Origin of the sequence: Paraburkholderia sp. BCC1886 (genome assembly GCF_900996245.1) — a bacterium.
Taxonomy (GTDB): Bacteria; Pseudomonadota; Gammaproteobacteria; order Burkholderiales; family Burkholderiaceae; genus Paraburkholderia.
Window position 1 is genome coordinate 313,056 of record NZ_CAAJGK010000052.1, and the last position, 21,494, is coordinate 334,549.

20 protein-coding genes are annotated in these 21,494 nt (G+C 63.7%); 7 read left to right on the top strand and 13 right to left on the bottom strand.

Annotated features, from left to right (window positions below):
• Positions 1 to 158: 158 nt before the first annotated feature.
• The 6 genes from FQ746_RS19565 (at position 159) to FQ746_RS19590 (ending at position 4,929) form a co-directional block, all read left to right on the top strand.
• On the top strand, positions 159 to 914 hold the full coding sequence (locus FQ746_RS19565) for an SDR family NAD(P)-dependent oxidoreductase (RefSeq protein ID WP_144111283.1): 756 nt from the start codon (positions 159 to 161) through the stop codon (positions 912 to 914).
• Between the two features lie 47 nt (positions 915 to 961).
• Positions 962 to 1,729, top strand: a complete 768-nt coding sequence (locus FQ746_RS19570; protein WP_144111284.1) for an SDR family NAD(P)-dependent oxidoreductase — start codon at positions 962 to 964, stop codon at positions 1,727 to 1,729.
• Positions 1,730 to 1,941: 212 nt separating this feature from the next.
• Positions 1,942 to 2,745 (top strand): transporter substrate-binding domain-containing protein, encoded by an 804-nt coding sequence (locus FQ746_RS19575; protein WP_144111285.1) that lies wholly within the window; start codon positions 1,942 to 1,944, stop codon positions 2,743 to 2,745.
• A gap of 102 nt (positions 2,746 to 2,847) precedes the next feature.
• Positions 2,848 to 3,522 carry an amino acid ABC transporter permease gene (locus tag FQ746_RS19580; RefSeq protein ID WP_144111286.1) on the top strand — a complete coding sequence of 225 codons (675 nt, stop codon included), beginning with the start codon at positions 2,848 to 2,850 and terminating at the stop codon, positions 3,520 to 3,522.
• Positions 3,522 to 4,268, top strand: coding sequence for an amino acid ABC transporter permease (locus FQ746_RS19585; RefSeq protein WP_144111287.1), 747 nt, complete (start codon positions 3,522 to 3,524; stop codon positions 4,266 to 4,268). The genes FQ746_RS19580 and FQ746_RS19585 overlap by 1 nt, the downstream gene beginning before the upstream one ends.
• A complete protein-coding gene (locus FQ746_RS19590; RefSeq protein ID WP_144111288.1) occupies positions 4,189 to 4,929 on the top strand; it encodes an amino acid ABC transporter ATP-binding protein in 741 nt (246 codons plus the stop codon). The genes FQ746_RS19585 and FQ746_RS19590 overlap by 80 nt, the downstream gene beginning before the upstream one ends.
• Positions 4,930 to 4,986: 57 nt before the next feature.
• Here the strand turns inward: FQ746_RS19590 and FQ746_RS19595 are convergent, their stop codons facing one another.
• The 3 genes from FQ746_RS19595 to FQ746_RS19605 are packed head-to-tail and all read right to left on the bottom strand — an operon-like array spanning position 4,987 to position 8,264.
• Positions 4,987 to 6,123 (bottom strand): NAD(P)/FAD-dependent oxidoreductase, encoded by a 1,137-nt coding sequence (locus tag FQ746_RS19595; RefSeq protein ID WP_186310775.1) that lies wholly within the window; start codon positions 6,121 to 6,123, stop codon positions 4,987 to 4,989.
• A 37-nt stretch (positions 6,124 to 6,160) separates the two neighbouring features.
• On the bottom strand, positions 6,161 to 7,315 hold the full coding sequence (locus FQ746_RS19600; protein WP_144111290.1) for an NADH:flavin oxidoreductase/NADH oxidase: 1,155 nt from the start codon (positions 7,313 to 7,315) through the stop codon (positions 6,161 to 6,163).
• 7 nt (positions 7,316 to 7,322) lie between these two features.
• A complete protein-coding gene (locus FQ746_RS19605; protein WP_186310776.1) occupies positions 7,323 to 8,264 on the bottom strand; it encodes a dihydrodipicolinate synthase family protein in 942 nt (313 codons plus the stop codon).
• A gap of 419 nt (positions 8,265 to 8,683) precedes the next feature.
• Between FQ746_RS19605 and FQ746_RS19610 the strand changes: the two genes are divergently transcribed.
• Positions 8,684 to 9,814, top strand: coding sequence for a porin (locus FQ746_RS19610; protein WP_144111292.1), 1,131 nt, complete (start codon positions 8,684 to 8,686; stop codon positions 9,812 to 9,814).
• An 85-nt stretch (positions 9,815 to 9,899) separates the two neighbouring features.
• On the opposite strand, the gene FQ746_RS19615 is transcribed toward FQ746_RS19610, so the two are convergent.
• The 10 genes from FQ746_RS19615 to FQ746_RS19660 all read right to left on the bottom strand — a co-directional run bounded on the left by FQ746_RS19615 (position 9,900) and on the right by FQ746_RS19660 (position 21,301).
• A complete protein-coding gene (locus tag FQ746_RS19615) occupies positions 9,900 to 11,093 on the bottom strand; it encodes an NAD(P)/FAD-dependent oxidoreductase (protein WP_144111293.1) in 1,194 nt (397 codons plus the stop codon).
• On the bottom strand, positions 11,090 to 12,808 hold the full coding sequence (locus tag FQ746_RS19620; RefSeq protein ID WP_144111294.1) for an FAD-dependent oxidoreductase: 1,719 nt from the start codon (positions 12,806 to 12,808) through the stop codon (positions 11,090 to 11,092). Before FQ746_RS19620 ends, FQ746_RS19615 begins: the two co-directional genes overlap by 4 nt.
• 52 nt (positions 12,809 to 12,860) lie before the next feature.
• A complete protein-coding gene (locus FQ746_RS19625) occupies positions 12,861 to 13,604 on the bottom strand; it encodes an SDR family NAD(P)-dependent oxidoreductase (RefSeq protein WP_144111295.1) in 744 nt (247 codons plus the stop codon).
• Positions 13,604 to 14,386, bottom strand: a complete 783-nt coding sequence (locus FQ746_RS19630; RefSeq protein ID WP_144111296.1) for an SDR family oxidoreductase — start codon at positions 14,384 to 14,386, stop codon at positions 13,604 to 13,606. Before FQ746_RS19630 ends, FQ746_RS19625 begins: the two co-directional genes overlap by 1 nt.
• Positions 14,387 to 14,474: 88 nt before the next feature.
• Entirely contained in the window at positions 14,475 to 15,911 is a 1,437-nt protein-coding gene (locus FQ746_RS19635; RefSeq protein ID WP_144111297.1) for a diaminopimelate decarboxylase family protein, read from the bottom strand.
• 38 nt (positions 15,912 to 15,949) lie between these two features.
• Positions 15,950 to 16,855 (bottom strand): dihydrodipicolinate synthase family protein, encoded by a 906-nt coding sequence (locus tag FQ746_RS19640; protein WP_144111298.1) that lies wholly within the window; start codon positions 16,853 to 16,855, stop codon positions 15,950 to 15,952.
• Positions 16,856 to 16,896: 41 nt separating this feature from the next.
• On the bottom strand, positions 16,897 to 18,024 hold the full coding sequence (locus FQ746_RS19645; RefSeq protein ID WP_144111299.1) for an ABC transporter ATP-binding protein: 1,128 nt from the start codon (positions 18,022 to 18,024) through the stop codon (positions 16,897 to 16,899).
• Between the two features lie 52 nt (positions 18,025 to 18,076).
• On the bottom strand, positions 18,077 to 18,907 hold the full coding sequence (locus tag FQ746_RS19650) for a carbohydrate ABC transporter permease (protein ID WP_144111300.1): 831 nt from the start codon (positions 18,905 to 18,907) through the stop codon (positions 18,077 to 18,079).
• Positions 18,894 to 19,820 (bottom strand): carbohydrate ABC transporter permease, encoded by a 927-nt coding sequence (locus FQ746_RS19655; RefSeq protein WP_144111301.1) that lies wholly within the window; start codon positions 19,818 to 19,820, stop codon positions 18,894 to 18,896. The genes FQ746_RS19650 and FQ746_RS19655 overlap by 14 nt, the downstream gene beginning before the upstream one ends.
• Positions 19,821 to 19,936: 116 nt before the next feature.
• A complete protein-coding gene (locus FQ746_RS19660) occupies positions 19,937 to 21,301 on the bottom strand; it encodes an ABC transporter substrate-binding protein (protein ID WP_144111302.1) in 1,365 nt (454 codons plus the stop codon).
• Positions 21,302 to 21,494: the final 193 nt, after the last annotated feature.

The following is a 21,494-nucleotide window of genomic DNA, read 5'->3' on the forward strand; positions in this document are numbered from 1 at the left end:
TTTGCAGCATCCCAACGGCACGCATTTGCGTGCCGTTTTTTTATGGCTTTTCGGTTCAGCTTATGCCCTTTTTTAATGTCGAGATGTTTACATGGCGAACTTTTGTGCGCTAGTATCGATGGCCATCTCAAAAGAAACCGTCACGGGAGCGATCGTTCATGCAGTCGTCATTGAAGGGTAAGGTCGTACTGGTTACGGGAGGCGGGCGCGGCCTGGGCCACGCTATCGCGACCGCCTTTGCCGAGATTGGCGCGCTCGGCACGGTAGCGGATTTGCCGTCGCCTGCGCGGCTTTCGCCGCCTCCCGGCATGATGGCGCTCGATTGCGACGTCACCTCCGAAGCGAGTGTCGCGGCCTGCGTGGCGGCGACTCTCGAACGCTTCGGCCGGCTCGACGTGGTGATCGCGAACGCCGGCTTGGTGCCCGGATGGCGCACGACAGAGAATCTCGACTTCGACGAATGGGACCGCGTGATGGCCGTCAACGCGCGCGGCGTCGCCATCACACTGGCGAAGGCCGCGCCGGCGCTTGCCGCGACGCAAGGCGCCGTCGTGGTAATGGCATCGATCAACGCTTATGCGGCGCATGGCCAGCAGATGCTGTACACGGCGTCGAAGCACGCGGTACTCGGCATCGTCCGCTCGGCCGCGCGCGATCTCGGCGCGCAAGGCGTGCGCGTCAACGCGCTCGCCCCCGGCCCGATCGCGACCGAAGCGCTGCTCGAACGCGTGCGGCACCGCGCCGCCGCCGGCGGCACGCAAGCCGACGTCGCGCTGCAGGAACTCGCACGCGGCAACGCATTGAACCGCCTCGCCACCGAAGCCGAAGTGGCCAAGGCCGCCCTCTTCCTCGCCTCGGATGCCGCGAGCGGCATCACCGGCGTACTGCTTCCCGTCGACGCCGGCCTGCGCTAAACACGCCGCCGTCCGCTTTCCTCGCTTGACCACTCAGGTTCTCTCTCATGTTCAGTCTGGAAAACAAAACCGTGCTCGTAACGGGCGCGTCCAAAGGGATCGGTGCGGCCATCGCCACCGCGCTCGGCGCCGCGGGCGCCAACGTCGTCGCCCACTACGGCGGCGACCGCGCGGGCGCCGAACAGGCACTCGCCGACGTGCCGTCCGCGCGCAAGCATTTCGTGCAGGCGGACCTGCACGATCTGAGCGCGACCGAAGCCATGTGGGACGCAGCCGTCGCATGGCGCGGCAAGATCGACGTCTACGTGAACAACGCCGCCATCATGTTGTGGCACGGCGGTTTCGAATCGGACGACGCCACCTGGGACTCGGTTTGGGAAGAAACGCTCGCGGTCAACGTGCTCGCGCCGGCCCGCCTGATCCGCCGCGCCGTGCGGCATTTCCTCGAACAACGCGGCGGTGTGCTGGTGACCATTTCGAGTTGGGCCGCGCAACGCGGCGTGACCAATCCCGACACGATTGCCTACGCGGCGTCGAAAGCCGCGGTGCGCTCGATGACGCAAACCGTGGCCCGCGCGCACGCGCGCGACGGTTTGCTCGCCTATATCGTGGCGCCCGGTGTCGTTCGCACGCAAATGTCGGAGGCGTTCGCCGCGACGCAAGGCGGCGAAGACAAAATCACCGCGACGCTTGCCATGGGCGAATGGGTGCCCCCCGACGACATCGGCAATCTGGTCGCTTTCCTTGCGAGCGGAACGGCTCGCCATCTCAGCGGCGCGACGCTCGACGTGAATGGCGCGAGCTACGTGCGCTGATCGAAAGCCAACCGACGATCATTCGTCCGCCAAACGAAAAATTTGAGAACATAAGTGCGCTGCGCGCACATTTTCTTTGACAGCGTATTTTGATGAGAAGACAATTTTTTACGCGGACGGCTCCGGAACGCCTACCGGCCGACTGAAGCACACTGCCGCGTAACCCGGCGACCGCCACCCGATTTCCCACTTGTCCTTCTGGAGAGTTCGCAATGTTTAGAGCAGTATTCCTCGTGCTGGCTGCGGTCGTCGCGACGATGAGCGCACACGTGGCTGAAGCCCGCACGCTCGATCAGATCATTAAAAGCGGCACCATCCGCATCGGCGTGAATCCGAATTTCCCGCCGATGAGCGCGTACAACGCGACCAATCAACTGGCCGGTTTCGACATCGACGTCGGCAACAAGATTGCCAGCACGCTGAACATCAAAGCTGAATTCGTCCCGACCGAAGCGGCGCAGCGCGTACCGTTTCTCGTCTCGGACCGCATCGATATTTCGCTAGGCGCACTGACGCGCTCTGCCGAACGCGCGCAACTGATCGACTTCACGGTGCCGCTGCATACCGAATCGATGTCGGTGCTGACCACCGGCAAGATCAAGGCGACCAAGTGGACGGAGCTGAATTCGCCGACCGTTACGCTCGTCAACATGCGCGGCAACTGGTCGGTCGATTACCTGAAGGACAAGCTGCCGAAGGCGAAGATGCTGCTGGTCGACTCGAATGCGGACACCGTGCGCGCTATCGCACAGGGGCGGGCCGACGCGCTGGTCGAAAATATCGACTTCTTCCAGAGTTTCACGAAGAACTACCCGAACGTGAAATGGCGCACGCTGAACGACCCGATCTTCGTCAACTACGACAGCATTGGCGTCGCGAAGGGCAATGAATCGTTGAAGGACTATCTGAACGTCGTGCTGTACGACCTGCACTCGTCGGGCTTCGTCAACGATAGCTGGCTGAAGGCGTACGGCACGCCGATGCAGAAGCCGATCGTACCCAACCCGTATTTCTGATTGTCGCGAGCCATGGCCGCCCGCGCGCGGTTACGCGAGCGGCCACGTCCTGCATGACCGTGCGTGCCTGCGAAGGCGCGTCGTCGTTTGTACTGGATTGCCATGACCTACACGCTTCAATACGCCGATGTATTGCGTCAGTTGCCGTACCTGGCGACCGGCGCGCTGCTGACGCTCGAGATCGCCTTCGTCTCGTTCGGACTCGGTTGCCTGATCGGTCTCGCCGGCGCGCTCGGCAAACTGCATGGCGGCGCCCTGATTCGCCGCGTGATCGGACTCTACGTGGTCATACTGACGAACACGCCAGCCCTCGTGCAGATCTTCTTTCTCTTCTACGCACTGCCCGACGTCGGCATCACCCTTTCGCCGATGACCGCCGTGCTGATCGGTCTCACGCTGAATTCCGGCGCGTATCTCACGGATATCCTGCGTTCCGGCGTCATCTCGGTACGCACCTCGGAACTCGAGACCGCCGAGACGCTCGGCATGTCGCGTCTGCAAACGGTGCGTTACGTGATCCTGCCGCACGTCGCCAAGACCATCTACGCGCCGCTGTGCAACTTCTTCGTGTGGCTCGTGCTGGGCAGTTCGATCGGTTCGATCTTCGGCGTCGAGGAACTGACCGGTCGCGCGATCAACATCTCCAGCGCCAACATGCGCACCATTGAAACCTTCTCGGTAGTCGCCGCCATGTACGTGGCGCTGACCTTCGTGGCATCGATCGCGCTTGCGCTGACCGGCCGCTACGCCTTCCGTGTCAAAGCGAGGATCTTCTGATGCTCGACCAGATCGTTGCGCAAATCCCGACCTTCTTCACCCGCTTCACATTCGAGTTCCTGCTGGAAGCGATGGGTCGAACGCTTGCCATGACCGTGCTCGGTTGCGGCGTGGGTATCGTGCTCGGCACGCTGATTGCCGTCATCCGCTTTACGAAGAGCCGTTGGCTCGCGCCGCTGCGCGTGCTGCTGACCTTGCTGGTGGAAATATTCCGCCGTATTCCGTTCCTCGTAAACCTGTTCATCGTGATGTTCGCACTGCAGGGTTTCGGGTCGGACGTGTCGCTGTTCACGATCGCCGCGGTCTCCATCTGCATCGTCGCAACGGCGTTTCTGTCCGAGGTGATTCGCGCCGGACTGGAGTCGGTGCCGCGCCAGCAGATCGAAGCGGCCGAAGTGATGAACCTCGGTTTCATGCGCACGCTGTTCCTCGTGCTGTTGCCGCAATCGTGGAAAGTGATCCTGCCGCCCGCCTTCGCGTTCATGGTGATGTTCATCAAGGACACGTCGCTGGCTTCGCAAATGGGCGTGGTCGAACTGACGTTCACCGGCAAGGTACTGATGAACCGCGGCTTCTCGCCCTTTCTCGTGTATGGCGCGGTGCTTGCCGCGTATTTCATTCTGTCCTACCCGTTAAGCCGTCTGGGTGCCTATCTGGAGAATCGCCTTGCCTCACCTCGCAGTCGAAAAGCTCTCAAGCGCGTACGCTCAGCAACAGGTTCTCCGCGACATCACACTCTCGGTTGAACGCGGCGAAGTCATCAGCCTGATCGGGCCGTCGGGGTCGGGCAAGAGCACGTTGTTGCGCACGCTGGTCGGTCTGATGCCGCCCACCGCCGGCCGCGTCGTGCTCGACGACGAACCGCTCGACTACTCGTCGCGTAAAAGCGTGCGGGCCGCGCGCGACAAGATGGCTATCGTGTTCCAGCAATACAACCTGTTCCAGAACATGGACGTGATGCGCAACGTCACGCTGTCGCCGCTGAAGATCAAGAAACGCGCGCGCGATCAGGTGGAAAGCGAAGCCAAAGAGTTGCTACGCCGCGTCGGTCTTGCGGATAAACACCGCAGCTATCCCGACGAACTCTCGGGCGGTCAGCAACAGCGGGTGGCGATTGCGCGCGCTCTGGCGCTCAAGCCGGAGTTGCTGCTGCTCGATGAAATCACCGCCGCGCTCGATCCGGAACTCGTGAACGAAGTGCTCGATACGGTGCGTACGCTGGCGAGCGAAGGCATCACGATGCTGCTCGTGTCGCACGAAATGTCGTTCGTGCGCGAAGTGTCGACGCGAGTGGTGATGATGGACAAAGGCCAGATCGTCGAGATCGGCACGCCGGAGAAGATTTTCGGCAATGCGAGCGAAGCGCGTACGCGCGACTTCGTGGGCAAGATCTTGCGGCATCACTGAAACGGTTGGTTTCGGGCGCCACGGCGTGGCGCCTACGAACCTCGTTCCTGCCTTCCGTCAGGCGCTCGCCAGCAAAAACGGCGAGAGGTCCACGTCGAACGGTGCGGGTTTGCCTTGCACGAGGCTCGCGATAATCTGCGCGATCGCGGGCCCGGCGGTGAAACCCATCCACGGAAAGAAGTTGATGAAGAAGCCGGGCGTGCCCGGCACTTCGCCGAGTATCGGCTTCCAGTCGTCGGTGCCGTTCACGACCGCCGCCCACGTGCGGATCACGGAGAGCGAACCAAGCGCCGGCACTGCGGCGAGCGCGACCGCCATATTCCGTTCGAGCGAGTCCGGGTCGGTAGCCGGATGACCGCGGCCATGCCAGCGCGCGGGCCAGCCACCGCCGATCAGGATCGAGCCGGCCTGGTTCTGCTTGAGTGTGAGCTTGTCGCCGGCCGAGTAGACCAGATGCGGAATCAGCGGCGCGACGCGCTCGGTCACGGCCACCTGAATCGCGAAACCCTGCACGTCGATGCTGATACCGAGTAACGCGGCGATCTTGCCGGCGTCGGCACCGGCCGCGTCGACCACACGCTTCGCGCGAAACACGCGGCCGCCTGCATGCACGTCGAAGCCTTGCGCTGTCCGTTCGATTCGCGTCACGTCAGTATGCCGCTCGAAGGTGACACCCAGCGCGCGGGCCGCGCGTGCATATGCCAGCGTCGCGGCCAGCGGACTCGCCTTGCCTTCGTCGGGACAGAATGCGCCGCCCACGATCGTGTCCGATAGATACGGCGCCAGCGTCCTGACTTCGGCGCGGTCGAGCAAACGGATCTCGAGGCCTTGCGAGCGCTCGACTTCCGCCTTGGCCGCAATCGACGCCATCTGCGAAGCGTCGGTCGCGACCAGCAGGCCGCCTTTCAACGACACTTCGAGATCGGCGTCGAGTTCGCTCGACAAGCCGCGCCATACGCCGATCGAGCGATGCAGCAGACCGATGGTCGGCGCGAACGTCGCGGCCCACTGCGGGCCGCGATTCACGAAGGGGTCGTGCGGAATCTGCGCATGCAGGCTGCCGGCGTTCGAACCGGACGCCTGCGTATTCAACTCGCTGCGCTCGAGCACAAGAACAGCCACGCCGTCGCGAGCGAGATAGTAGGCAGTCGCGCAGCCGGCGAGACCGCCGCCGATCACAATCACATCGTTCATCGGGTCAACAGGTGAGGTGAGAGAGAGATGCCATGCGTTATTTTGCTGCGGCGCCGGCAGGATGGGTCGGGGTTTGCATCGGGGTTTCAATATTACGCCGCGCCAGAAAGAAGGCGATATTCCTCGGCAGCACCTCATGCGCCGCCGGATGCCCCAGCTCACGCGCCGCCCGATACACGAAGTTGGGATCGGCCAGCAACTCCCGCCCCATCGCAATCAGGTCCGCCGAACCTTCGCCGATAATCCGCTCGGCCTGGGCGGCTCCGGTGATCAACCCGACCGCCATCGTAGCAATACCGCTTTCGCGCCGGATTCGCCCGGCAAACGGCACCTGATGCCCCGGCGTTTCCGCTCGGGTAGACCGCGCGACCGGACCACGAATACCGCCCGACGAACAGTCGACCAGATCGATACCGACCGCCTTCAGCCGACCCGCCAGCTCGACTGTTTCATCGAGCGTGACACCGCCGGCGCTTTCATCCACGCAGGACGCGCGGTACCAGACCGGCACCGTATCCGGCACGGCCGCGCGGATCGCCTGCGCCGCCTCCAGCGCAAACCGCGCGCGGTTATCGAAACTGCCACCGTAATGGTCGGTCCGCCGATTCGCGAGCGGCGACAAAAATTCATGCAGCAGGTAGCCATGCGCGCCGTGCAGCTCGATGAAATCGAGCCCCGCCTCGACCGCCCGACGCGCGGCCGCCGCGAACGAAGCGACGATGCGTGCGATACCGGCTGCGTCGAGCGCAGCCGGTATCGGCCAACCCTCCGCATGCGCCAACGCGGACGGTGCGAGCGTCGGCCAGCCGCGCGGCGGAGTCTCGTTCGCGAGCGCTCCGGCGCCATCCCATGGGCTTGCCGAACTGGCTTTGCGCCCGGCATGACCGATCTGCACGCCGAGCGGAATCGCGTGTTCGTGATACAGATCGGCCAGTTGCCGGAACCCGCCGATCTGCGCATCGTTCCACAGCCCGAGACAGCCCTCGCTGATCCGGCCGTCGCGTTCCACGGCGGTCGCCTCGATCACCGCGCCGCCCACGCCGCCGAGCGCAAAGCGCGCGTGATGGGCGAGGTGCCAAGCATTCACGTGACCGTCGAGCGCGCGGTACTGACACATCGGCGACACGACGATCCGGTTGGCGAACGTCGCGCCGCGTGAACTGAACGGCGTAAAAAGGCTGATCTCGCGCATCGTGGACTCAGGCCTTTTTCGCCGCGCACTGCGCGACATACGCGTTGATGTCGTCGAGAATCGCCACGATCTTCGCGCGCCGCTCGACGCCTTCCGCGCCGAGCGCCGAGAACGGCGTCAGCGGCGGGCGCACGTCGCCGACCGGATAACCTTGCGACGCGGCCAACGCTTTCGAATAGCACTGATGCCCGTAAGTCGGGTGACCTTCGGCGATGATGCGGTCGAAGCTGCCGATCATCTTCTGGATGGTTTTCGCCTCTTCCAGTTCGCCTTCGACGAGGGCGTCCCACAGGCGCGTGGACGCTTCCGGAATGTAGTTCGCGTACGGATTCACATAGCCGACCGCGCCGAGCAGGAAGCTTTCCACCGGCCGCTCGCCGGCGAACACGTTCATCACGCCGTCGGTGGCTTCGATCACGTCGTAGACGCGACCCACGTCCATGCTGGCTTCCTTGATGTAGCGAACGTTGTCGAATGCGCGCGTGAGGCGAGCCACCAGTTTCGCCGACATGTCGACGTTGGTCGTGACCGGATTGTTGTACAGCATGATCGGCAGCGACGTCGCTTCGGAAATCGCGCGGTAGTACTCGAAGATTTCGTCTTCGGTCGGGGTGTAGTAGTACGGCGGCACGATCATGTAGCCGTCCACGCCGAGCGCTTCCGCTTCGCGCGTGTAACGCACCGCGTTCGGCGTCGATGCGTTCATCGTCCCGACCAGCACGTCCATGCGTCCCGCCACGTGCTTGACCGTAGTTTCGACGTAACGGGTACGCTCCTCGTCGCTGATCGTCAGGAACTCGCCGGTGGTGCCGAGGATGATCACGCCGGGCGAGCCCGCCTCGATCTGCCAGTCGAGAAAGCGCTTGAGCGCCGCTTCGTCGATCGACTTGCCGTCGGCCGTGAAGGGCGTGACGGTCACGCCATAGCTACCTCGAAAAACTTTACTCACGTATCTCTCCAGATTTTCCATTAAATGTCATGCCGCTATGCGCACAAATGTTGCGCCTTATGCGACGCGATCATGCCGCTTTAGTTAGGCCGCTGTACGCAACAGACTAGCGTCTCTCTGCTTACATCGGTAATAAATGTCGCCCCCACCGCACGTCTCGCTCAAAATCCAGCAAAAAATCGTCAAACCTCAACAATCATTTTTGTTCACATGGCGTCTGAATGTTAGCATGGCGCACGTTTTGTCACAAAGCGCTGACACCGAAAATGTCAACCCGTTTGCGCACCGTGGCGACAGCAGAACGTGCAAAACCACGTGGGCAGGTAGCGCGATCCCGACGATGACTTCGCATCCCTATGTGAAGTAACTGGTTCGTACTACCGATTTCAAGCAGTATCAATTCAGGGGAGTTGTGCGGCATGAGGACGATTAAACGGATCGCAGCGCTGGTGGGCGTTGCAGCAACGGGTTTGGCACACGCGCAAAGCAGCGTGACGCTGTACGGCGTGATCGACGTGGGCCCCACCTATGTCAGCAACGAAGGCGGCGCTCATAACGTCAAGATGGACGACTCGATCGCCTCGGGTAATCGCTGGGGAATGAAAGGCACGGAAGACCTCGGCGGCGGATTGAGCGCGATCTTCGACCTCGAAAACGGCTTCGACGCGCTGAACGGTCAACTCCGTCAGGGTGGCCGCGAATTCGGCCGTCAGGCATGGGTCGGTCTGCAAAATCAGTACGGCTCGATCACGATGGGCCGTCAATACGATCTGATTTACGACTACACCGCCAATTACGCCATGAGCGCCTGGGCGAGCGGCTATGCGACCCACCAGGGCGATCTGGACCGGATGGGCTGGGAGCGGCTCGACAACGTCGTCAAGATCAAGAGCGCGGACTTCAACGGCTTCCAGGGCGGCGCACTGTATTCGTTCGGCAACGTCGCCGGCAGTCTGCATGAAGACAGTTCGTGGTCGTTCGGTGCTCAGTACAACCATGGTTCGTTCTCCACTGGCGCCGTGTATTTGCGGATGAACAACCCGAACGGCTCCAACGCGATCGACCCGTATGCGTCGATGGGTGTCTCCAGCTTCCTCGGCCAGGCCACCGCGACGCGCAACCCGGCCACCGGGCAGGTCACGGATCTGTTTTCCAGCACGCCGATGGCGATCGACAGCCAGAGCGTCCTGACCGTGGGCGCGAGTTACGTGCTGTCGCACGTGACTTACGGACTTGCATATTCGGACGTCTGGTTCAAGGGGTTCGGCCAGACTTCGGTGCTGCGGACATACGACGCTGGCGCGTCATGGCAGGTCACGCCGTCGTTCAGCGCATCGGCGGGCTATTTCTACTCGACTCTCGAAGGGCATCACTACAACGAAGCGAGCCTCGGTTTCGATTACAACTTCTCGAAGAGCACCGACGTCTATCTGCAAGGCTCGTATCTACGCGCTTCGTCCGGCGTCGATGCGGTTCAGGGCTACCTGTTCACGCCGTCGACCACCAGCACGCAAACCAGCGTGCGGCTAGGGCTGCGTCACCGCTTCTGATCTCCTGATGTGACAACGCCGCGCGACTTTGGCGTCGCGCGGCGGGTGGGCTTCGGCAAGTCGAAAAATCAGCGCGCGGCAAAGCTCAACTTGCCGCGAGCGCAGCCTGCCAGTCTTCCTGCAGCAAGCGCATCGGCGAATAAGGTTGCATGTCGACGCCCGGATCGCGACCGCTCATCACGTCCGCCACCAGACGCGCGGTCAACGGCCCGAGCGTATAGCCGGCATCGCCGGGAATCGCCGCGTACAAACCGGGCACGCCGGGCATCTCGCCCAGCACGCCGCGCCCGTCCACTTTCGAATTCAGCCCGGCCCAAGTGCGGATGATCTGCAACGGCGCCAGCGCCGGCACCATGAACTGCGCGAGCGATACATTGCCGATCAGGCTCGCCGGATCCACGACGGGATACTCCGCGCCGGGCGCGAGTTTCGCCGGCCAGCCGCCGCCGATCACGACCTGGCCCGTCGACAACTGCTTGAGCGTGATCGAGCGCTCCGCATGTTGAACCAGATGCAGGATCAACGGCGGCGCCGCCTCGGTGATATTCATATGCAGCGGCTCGGCTTCGACCGGCAGAAACGCGGCGGCGCTCGCCATCAAGGCACGCGCGCCGGGACCGGCCGCCACGACGACTTCACGCGCATCGAGTGGGCCTTGCGAGGTCGCGAGCGAAAAGCCCGGCGTGTTCGCCTGCAAGCGTTCGACCTTGCAGCGGTCCACGATCGTCACGCCCTGGCTCGCCGCCCACGCCCGTATCTGCGCATTGCATTTGAGCGGATTGAGCTTGCCTTCGTTGGCGCACAACTCCGCGCCGAACGCGGCGGGACCGAGATACGGCGCGACGCGCTCGAGATCGGCGCGTTCGAGCAATTCGACCGAGAGCCCGAGCTCACGCTCACGACGGCTCTTGGTGACGAGAAACTCGAACTGCTCCGGCGTCTCGGCGACCATCAGGCCACCGGAGACTTTCATTTCGAAGTCGGCGCCGATCGCGCGCTCGAATTCGCGCCAGTAATCGACCGCTTGGGGATACAGCGGCAACTGCTGTTCGAAGCCGGCGACGCGCTCGGGAAAAAGCCGCATGAAGCGGCTTTGCATCTGCACATGCAGGCTGCCGGCATTGGCGGTCGATGCCGCCGATCCGCCGGCGTCGAGCAACATGACTTCGCGGCCGCGTTGCGCCAGAAAGCCGGCCAGGCAGAGGCCGACGATGCCCGCGCCGATCACCGCAACATCGGTTTTCCGCCGCGCCAGTCCGTCCATAGCGAGGGGGCTCATGAATCGCTACCGTGCCCGCTCAGTTCCGCAATAGTGACCGGCTTGACCGGCACCCGCGGCGCGAAACCCGACATTTCGTCACGCGAGCGGCCGAAGCGTTCGCAGACGATCTCGTCGAGCACCGGCGCGCAATAGCGTCCCTGGCAGCGGCCCATGCCGATGCGCGTGCGGCGCTTGATCGCGCCCGGCGTGCTGAGGCCTTCGTCGAGCGCCGATTCGAGCTGGGCGAAACTCACCTCCTCGCAGCGGCAGATGAGGGTGTCGCCGCAACGTTCGCGCGGCGCGTTCAACGGGCTCGCGTAGATGTTCCATAGCGCACGCTGGAAGCGGCGCTGCTTGCCGAGTTCCTTGACGGCGGCTGTCCTTTCCTCGAGCAGCCCGGCGGAGGGCGGATGGCCGAGCGCGCCAGCTACCGCGGCGCCCACCACCACGCCTTCTGCGAGCGCCGCCTTCGCACCGCCAAGACCCGTGCAATCGCCGAGCGCATACACGCCCGCGATGCTCGTGAGACCCGCGTCGTCGCGACGCGTCACGAGTTGCCGGCGACGCCCGTCGAAGTCGTGCACGCAACCGAGCGCACGCAGGAGTTCGTTGGCCGGCTCGAAGCCGTAGCCGAGGCACACCACATCGACCTCGATCCGTTGCGGCAGCGTCTCGCCCGACACCCTCGCGAGCGTCACGGATAAGCCACCGGCAGTCTTGTCGATCGACTCGATCACGGTGTCGTTGACGATGCGCACGCCATGCCGCTTCACCGTGCGTTGATAACCGAGCCCTTCGGCCACGAGTGACGGCGCGGCCAGTCCCATCGTCAGCAGCGAATCGAGCGAGGCCACACCCGGCGCGGGCGCGGCTTCCACGACCGCCGCGACAGTCGCGCCGCCGCTCAGCAGTTCAGCGGCCAGTTGCAGATTCAGCGGCCCGTTGCCCGCGATCAGCACACGCCGGCCAGGCAAGCGGCGCGACGTGCGCCACAAGGTTTGCGCGGCGCCGGTGGTCATCACGCCGGGCAGCGTCCAGCCAGGCACCTGCCAGCCCCGCTCGTAAGCACCCGTCGCGACGATGCAGGCGCCCGGACGAAAGCGCACGGATTGTCCGCGCACCGTCGCAATGAATTCCTTCGGTTCGAACGCGCCCCACACCAGCGCGTCCTGCACGATCTCGACGCCGGCTTCGCGCGCGGCTGCAATCAGCGCCGCGCCACGGCGATGCTGCGCATCGGCCGGTAACACGCCTTGCTCCGATACGCCGAGCTGCTTGTAATACTGGCCGCCGGCCTGACTACGTTCGTCGAGCACGGTCACGTCGACGCCCGCGCGGCGCGCGAACAGCGCCGCCGACAATCCTCCCGGCCCCGCGCCGATCACGAGTAAGCCGGGCTCGCGCAGTTCGGGTTCGCGCACGCCGGGAAAAGTCCCCGCGCCGCCCGCACCGGCAGTGGCAGACGGCATCTGCAAAGGCCGCGCATGCGCGCCGCGCCGCACGGTAACCGGCTTGACGATTTTCGTCATGCAGGCGCGCCGGTTGGCGACGCCATCCACTTCGACCAGACAGTCCTGGCAAACGCCCATGCCGCAGAAAACGCCGCGCGGCTGGCCGCCCGCCGTGGTCCGGAAATCCTGCACGCCGTGAGCGATCAGCGTCGCCGCCAGCGTCTCGCCGGGTCGTGCCTGAAGCGTGGCGCCTTCGAATTCGACGGGAATGGTTTGGGTCATGATCGATCGGTATGTACGTCGTCGGAAGGCATCGAACTGGCTGGCGCCTGCATCACAGCGACGGCTCCAGGCGGGTGTTCAGCACGAGCTCCGCAACGGTCGCATTGTTGGGCAGCGTCAGCAGGAAGGCGATCGTATCAGCAACTGTTTCCGGACTCAGCCGGTCGGCCACCGGACTCGCGCTGGCAAAGTGAGCGATCAGTTCGGTGTTCACCGCGCCGGGACAGACCGCGGTCGCGCGCACGCCGCTGTCCCAGCCCTCGAAGCGCGCCGCGTGCGTCAGCGCCATCACCGCGTGCTTGGTCATCGAATAGCCGATCGAGTCGGTCGGCCGGTAGCGCTTTCCGTCGGTCGACGCCACGTTGATGACCCGGCCGCGCCCGCTCTTCTTCAACGCGGGCATGGCCGCGCGAATGGTCCGGAACGGGCCTTTCACGTTGACCGCCCACATCTGGTCGAGCGCGATTTCGTCGCCGCGCTCGAAGGTGATTTCGAGCAGGATGCCGGCGTTGTTGACCAGCACGTCGATCTGCCCGAAGCGTTCGAGCGTGGCCGCGACCCAGGTACCCGGCGAGTCGACCTCGAGCGCATCGTAATGCGTGACCAGCACGCGCTGCGAGTCCGCTGCGAGCGCCGGGTCGATCTTCGTGATATCGCGCACACCGAGCGACAACGAATAACCCTCGGCGTAAAGACGCGCCGCGATGGCCGCGCCGATGCCGCGCGTCGCACCCGACAGCATGACGACGCGGCCGGCTCCTGCCGGCGCTTGCGCTTCCCGTTGCGCCTGATTCATCAGAACAGCCCCTGATAGACGCCGCCGTCGTTGACGATGTTCTGCGCCGTCATGAAACCGTTCTGCGCGCTGCACAGAAACGCGATCAGGTCGCCGCATTCCGAAGGATCGGCAAAGCGTCCGGCGGGACAATGACTCAAACGGTTCTCGACGATCGCCTCGAAGGTCGTATTGCCGCGCGCAGCATGACCATGCAGATTGGTGATCAGCGCATCGGTTTCGAACAGACCCGGACACACGCTATTGATCACCACGTTGCGCGAGATCAGCTCGCGCGCCATCGCGGCAATCGCACCGGCGAGCGCCAGACGCGCCGCATGACTCGGCGCGAAGCCGACCTGCGGAAACTTGATGAAGCTCACCGACATGTTGACGATGCGCCCGAAGCCGCGTTCGCTCATACCCGGCACGAGCGCGCGGATCAGCTCCAGCGACGAGTAGAAATGCGCTTCCATCCAGCCGTCCCACGCCTCGCGCGTGAGTGTGCGAAAGTCGTCGGGCACCTGACGGATGCCCGGGTTCGCCACCAGGATATCGACGACGCCCGCCTTCGCCAGCACCTCCGCGCGCCCTTCGGCGCTCCCCAGATCGGCGCTGACGGTCTGCACCTTCACCCCCGTCTCGTCGATGAGTTGCCGCGCCGCCGCCTCGAGCGTGTCCTGCGAGCGCGCAACCAGCGTCAGGTCCACGCCTTCCCGTGCGAGAGAACGCGCCGCCGCCAGTCCCAACCCCTTGCTGCCGCCGCAGATCACTGCGCGGCGCCCTCTGATACCTAAATCCATAGTGTCTCCGCTGACCGGCGCGCGACGCGCCGGCCGAATTGCTGTCGAGCCGCGAATCGGCCCGGCTGTTGCATGTGTCGGTGCAGCCTTACTGCGCTGGCCTTGCGAACGAAGCCGCCAGCAAGCGCGGCGGCACCTTGAAGCGGCCCGCCACGTCGCGCCATTGCTCGCGCACGGTCGTGACCTCGGCGGTGTCGCCCGCGACCAGCACGGTGGCCGGCAGCAGTTGCGCGTTGTAACGCGCTGCGCCCGACTCGGTGTAGCCACCGGCGTCGAGAAACGCCACGAAGTCGCCGCGTTCGAGCGGCGGCATCATCCGGTCCGCGCCGACCTCGTCGGAATTGCACAGCGGGCCGACCAGATCGACGTGATCGATCGCGTCGCGCGCCGTGTCCCTGACCGCCACCGCGTGGTAGTACCAGTCGAGCGCGGACGCCCACGACAGGTGATTCGTCGACAGGTCCAGATTCACCCACTTCTTCGTCGCGCCCTGCTTGATTGCGCCGACCGTGCCGACCGCCACACCCGACGGCCCCGAGATCGCGCGGCCCGGTTCGATGCGCAGTTTCGGCAGCGGCAGATTCAGGCGTTCCGCTTCCTCGCGGATCGCCGCGCCGCACAGACGTCCATAGATGTCCGGCGTCGGCGCGGCGTTGTCGTCGATCTGCGAGCGCGGACCCGTGCCATACCATTTGCCGAAAGTCCAGCCGCCGCCGATATCGATGCAAGGCGGCGTCCAGCCGGTTTGATCGCGCAGGAAACCGGACCAGACGATCATCTCGCGCGCCATGATCGCGAAGTTCTCGGGATCGTTCGACATGCGGCTCAGGTGGAAATGGGTTTCCTTCAACTCGATGTTCGGCATGGCCTGCGCGCGCTTGACGATCTCGACCGTCTGTTCGCGCGTCATGCCCCACTTGGTCGAATCGCTCTGCTCCTTGAGCGTGCCCGGGCCGTGCATCGCGACACCGGTGCGTCCGGCGAGCGGCAGCAGGTCGAGTTTGAGCCGGATCCCGATCGCCACTTTTTTGCCGAGCCGTTTCGATATGACGTCGATGCGGTCGAGTTCGTCCATTGCGTCGATGTTCACGCAGATGCCGTTGGCAATCGCCATCTCGAGCTCTTCGTCCTGCTTGTTCGAGCCGTTCAGCACGAGCTTCTGCGGATCGGTGCCGGCCAGCAGCGCGATATACATTTCGTTCACGCCGAAGCAGTCGCCGCCCGCACCTTCCTGATTGAGAATGTGGCGAATCGCGAGACCGTTGTTCGACTTGTTGGCAAACAGGATTTCGACTTGCGGATAGTGCGCGAGAAAACCGTCGCGAAACGCCCGATAGCGCTCGCGCAATTCATTTTCCGAAATGATGTAGAGCGGCGCGCCGTAGGTTTCGGCGAGCGCCTGCACGTCGCAGCCGTCGACCCACAGATTGCCGTTCGCGCCGATGCCGATGTACTTGCCGTATTGCACGGAGAAACCACAGGGGTTCGCGTCCGTGCCAGGTGCTGCAGTCTGGTGTTGCGTCATGATTCTCTCCTTCGTGATGTCGCTACGCGTGTCCCGCTTTACAGCAGACCTTCCGCCTGCAAGCCCGCGGCGATCGCATCGCACTGGCTCGCCGACAACGCGCGCAGCGGCGCGCGCGGCTTACCGCCACCGGGAATGCCGAGCAGATCCATCGCCGCCTTGGTCGACGGATACAGGGTGCGGCCGTCGCTCGTGAACAGATCGGTAAGACGGCGGCCCGTCGCCTGGAGTCGCGCCGCGAGCAGACGGTCGCCGTCGCGCGCCGCTTCGAAGAGGGTCTGCCCGCCCTCGTCCCACACGTTCGGGAAGCAGTCGATCACGCCATCGGCGCCCAGCTCCACGGCCGGCACGCCGAACACCGACGAAGGCCCGCAGAAGACCCGCAAGGTTTCATTGACGGCGAGAAAGGTGCCGTAGAAGTTATTCCAGTCGCCCGAGCTTTCCTTCACGGCCACCACGCGTTCCAGTTGCGCGAGACGGGCGACCAGTTTTGGCGTGAGGTAATTCACCGCGTTGCCGGGAATGTTGTAGAGCATCACCGGCAAGCCACTGCCTGCGGTCACATCGGCGTAGTGCGCAAAAATCTCGTCGTCGGTCAGCTTGACGAAGTACGGCGGCAGGATCAGCGCGCCATCGCAACCGGCCTGCTCGGCTTGCCGGGTGAGCGCGATCGTGTCTTCCACACCGATCATGCCGGTGCCCGCGATCAGCGTGCCGCGCGAGCCGACCACCGCTTTCGACGCGGCAAAGAGGCGCGCGCGTTCCGCCGCGCTCATCGCCCAGAATTCGCCGGTGCAGCCGCCCACCACCACGCCGGTGGCGCCGAGCGCGAGGTGCCGCTCGATGACGTCGCCCAACTCGCGTTCGTCGATCTTGCCGCTGTCGTCGAACGGGGTCGTGATTGCCGGCATCGCGCCGGTCCAGTTCACACTATCTCGGTTCATTCAGAATCCCGTGGTCATTGCGTGGTCATTGATAACGAATTTCATGCTGCGTCGCGAGTGCGTTTGATCGCGGTGACGTTGAGGTCGTCGCGGTTCAGACGCAGGCCGCTTTGTCGGGAGAACACGTGCACGCGCGAGAGCGTCACGTCGAACGGCACGTCCTGGCCGGCGCGTAGTTCGGCGGCCAGCGGCACGTCGCTCGCAATACGCGTGCAGAGGGTCGCGCCGCCGCAGTCCATCAGCACGATGGATTCGTGGCCGGTCGGCTCGACGACCTTGATGCGCGCGCTCTGGGCGCCACGGCCGAGGACGATGTCTTCGGGACGCAAGCCGATGGCGACCTCGCCCACTGCCTCTGCGCGCAAGGCGGAATGCGGCAGCCGTAGCGACAGGCCGCCGGCGCGCACTGCGAAACCGCTGTCGTCGCGCTGCAGGTCGCCGTCGATCAGCGACATCGCCGGTGTGCCGATGAAGCCCGCGACGAACTGGTTCGCCGGCCGGTAGTAGATTTCGTCGGGCGTGCCGAACTGCTGCAGCACGCCGCCGCTCATCACCGCGATGCGGGTCGACATGGTCATGGCTTCGAGCTGGTCGTGCGTGACGTACACCGTCGTCGTACCGATGCGCCGATGCAACTCGATCAGCTCCGCCCGCATGTGCGCGCGCAGCTTGGCGTCGAGGTTCGACAGCGGTTCGTCGAGCAGAAACACCTTCGGCTTGCGGATCAGCGCGCGGCCGAGCGCCACGCGCTGTTGCTGGCCGCCCGAGAGTTGCTTGGGCTTTCTCGCCAGCAGCGGTTCGAGCTGCAGCAACTGCGCGACGTTGGCCAGCATCCCGGGCCAGTCGCGCTTCGGCACGCCGCGTTTTTTCAGCGGATAAACGATGTTCTCCGCCACGGTCAGATGCGGATACAGCGCATACGACTGGAACACCATCGCGATATCGCGTTTGGCCGGCGGCAATTCGTGCACCTCGTGTCCGCCGATATGAATTGCGCCGCTCGTCGGCTGCTCGAGCCCGGCCAGCATGCGCAGGGTGGTCGTCTTGCCGCAACCCGAAGGCCCGAGCAGGCTGACGAACTCGCCGTCGCGAATATCGAGGTCGAGCGACGGAATGGACACCGTTTCGCCGAAAACCTTGCGTACGTTCTTGAAACTCACTGCTGCCATGGATCTACTCCGGAATGCATGTGTCTTGTGTTGCCGGTCATCGACATTCGACTCAGCCCTTCACGCCGCCCGCACCGAAGCCGCTGGTCAGATAGCGCTGCAGGAAGGCGAAAAAGAACAGCAGTGGCACGCTCATCATCACCGAGGCCGCCATCAGCAACGACCATTCGATGTTGAACGACGACACGAGCATGTTCATGACGCCGGTGGTGAGCGGGCGGGTCTCGTCGGTGTTGACCATGACGAGCGCGTACAGATACTCGTTCCACGCCAGGATGAAGGTGAACAGCGCGGTGGAAATGATGCCGGGCAGCGCTTGCGGCAGGATCACGTCCTTGAACGCTTCGAGCCGGCTCGCGCCGTCGACGAGAGCGGCGGCTTCGAGGTCTTCCGGAATGCCGGCCATGAACGAGCGCAGCAACCACAGCGCGTACGGCAGCGCGAACGTGGTGTACGAAATGACGAGGCTGGTCAGCGTGTTCTCGAGACCGAGCTTCACCATCATCAGATACAGCGGGATGATGAGCACGACCGAGGGCATCAGATACGTGCACAGCACGGCCACGGCGATGGTTTCGCGGCCGCGATACCGGAAGCGCGCGAGGCTGTAGCCGCCGAGGGTCGCCACCGCCATGACGACGATCGTGGTCGCCACGGACAGCACCACCGAGTTCCAGAAGTAGCTCAGAAACGGCGTGTCTTCCAGCAGGCGGCGGTAATGCTCGAAGGTCACGTGTTCGGGCAGCAGCCTGATCGGAAACACGAACAGCTCGCTCTGCGGCTTGATGGACGTGAGCACCATCCAGATGAGCGGGAACACCATCAGGATGACGATGACCCAGGTGACCAGCGACGCCAGCGGGTTGATCTTATCGGCTCGCATCTTGACTCCTCGTGCGTTGCGAACGGTAGAGGTAAGCAGCCATCAGCACAGCCATGACGACCATCATGCCCACCGCCGAGGTGGATGCGGTGCCCATCTGGTTCAACCCGAATGCCTGCTGGTACACCAGCAGCGGCACCGAGCGCGTCTGATTGACCGGACCGCCGCCGGTCATCAGATACAGCAGGTCGAATTCCTTGAAGTCCCAGATGATGCGCAGCAGGATCACCACGCCCAGCACCTCGCGCAGTTGCGGCAAAGTCACGTCGAAGAACCGGCCGATAGGTCCCGCACCGTCCATTCGCGCGGCTTCGTAAAGCGACAGCGGGATGGTCTGCAAGCGCGCCAATACCGCGATCACCACGAACGGGAAGTACTTCCATGTGCCCACCAGCACGATGCTGATCATCGCGTTAGGCATCTGGCCAAGCCAGTTCACGGGCGCGTCGACGATATGCATTTCGAGCAGCACCTGATTCAGCAGACCGTAAAGGTCGTTGAACAGCCAGCGCCACACCAGCACCGCGACGACGGTCGAGACGAAGTAGGGAAACAGCACGAGACTGCGCGCGGCGGAGCGGAACAGGATTTTTTCGTTCAGCAGCAAAGCCATGCCGACGCCGCAGAGAATCTGCAGGATCAGCGTGGCGGTCGTCCAGACGATCGTCACCCAGAGCGAGAACCAGAACGTCGACGAGCCGAGCATGTCGCGGTAGTTCGCGAGACCGACGAAGCTCGATTGCTGGGTCGGCGTGTACACCGAATTCAACGAGAGCCACAGCGCGTAAAGCAGCGGGTACACGATCGTCGCGATCAGCAGCAGCATGGCCGGCGCGACCAGCAGAATGCCGAGCCGGCTATAGGTCGACTCGAGCGAACGGACGCCCATGCTGGGCAAAGAGGCGGTGGCCATGCGTATTTCCGTAACAGGTCCGTGCCTGCCTGAGCGCGGGCAGTGCTGGACAGTGACTGGCTTGGACAAGCGTCCGATGCCGCGCGCTGGTTGCACGCAGCATCGCAGACGCGTTATCAGGCTTTCATCAATGCTTCGAGCTTCTTCGCGGTCGCGCTGACGACCGGCTTCGGCGCCTCGTTGTTGAGCACCACGCGTTGCACCATCTCGGCCAGCACGTTGCTCGCGACGATTTCGTTGGCGCGCCGGTTCGGCTTGTGCGACGGCGATTCGTAGCCGAGGTTGTGTCCGGACGCGGCGGCGGCGGACATCAGCGCCACTTCCTTCGGATATTTCCTGATGATCGGATTGCCCGAGTAGCGCGGGTCCGCGGCGATCGTCTTCAGCACCGGCAGCAGATGCGCCGGGGCGCCGAGCAGTTCGGAGATGTAACCGGCCGGATCGAACAGATATTCCGCGAACAGTTTGGAAGCCGAAATATTTTTGGCCTTCTTTGGAATGAAGATGCAAGGGAAGTCGTTGTAGGTCCAGGGCTGCACCGACTTCGACTGGGTCGGGTACGTTGCACAGGTGACGAAATCGGCGATGGCCGGATTCTGCGTCGCGATGTTGTCGAGCACGCGGCCACCGTAAATGCCGGTTGCCGTCGAACCGGAAACGAAGGCCGTCAGGCTTTCACCCCAGCTATATCCGGTCGCGCCCGGCGGACAGAACTCGCGCATCGACTTGTAGAAGTCGAGGGCGTCGAGGGTCGCCTGGCTGTCGATGCCGACCTGCAGGTCCGGCGTGAACACCTGGCCGCCGGCGCGATGAATGAAGCCCAGCATGATCAGCGAGGTCATGCTGTTCAGGCCGTATGGCAGCGGCGCGCCGTAGATGCGGCCGCCCTGCATTTTCTTGCAGGCGCTGCGCAGTTCGTCCCAGGTTTCAGGCACTTTGTCGACGCCGGCTTTCTGCATCAGGTCGCGGCGGATCCACAGCACGTCCGCGGCGGTATTGGCAAGTCCCGTCGCGCACAGTTTGCCGTCGGCAGTTCTGAAGACGTCGTTGGCGTTCGGGTAGTACTTGTCCACGCCGACTTTTGCGACGACGTCGTCGATCGGTTCAACGAGGCCATCGGCGTAATACGTCTGCGCGGCATAAGACGGCAGGTGCGTGATGATGTCCGGCACCTGATTCGCGGCAAAGGCCGCGGCGAGTTGCGCCGGATAGCCTTCGTCGGACGTGGCTTCGAAGACCACCTTGACGCCCGGATGCGCCGTCATGAAACCGGCGATCTGCGCCTTGTAGGCCTTCAGCTGATCCGGCGCGGCTTGCGTCGACCACCAGCGCAAGGTGATCGGTTCCGCGCCGAACGCGCGGCCGAAAGGCACTCCCGCCACCGTCGCCGTCAGACCCGCCGATGCCGCTAATTTGAGCAGGCGACGCCGTTTTTCCGATTGGACTGCTGTTTCCTGCTTCCGATATCTGTCGACCGCCATACTCGATGATCCCCCGAATTAGTGCGCCTGTCGCACCGATGTTCGTATTTATACATGACTAAAAATCGGGAAACAACGGTTTTCTGGGTTGGAAGCGGCTGCCAAGCTATGCTCTGCAGACTTATACCTATTTATGTTCGCCATGCGCACTTTTATATAATCGATTTCCGGACTCGTGATACAGCCAAATACG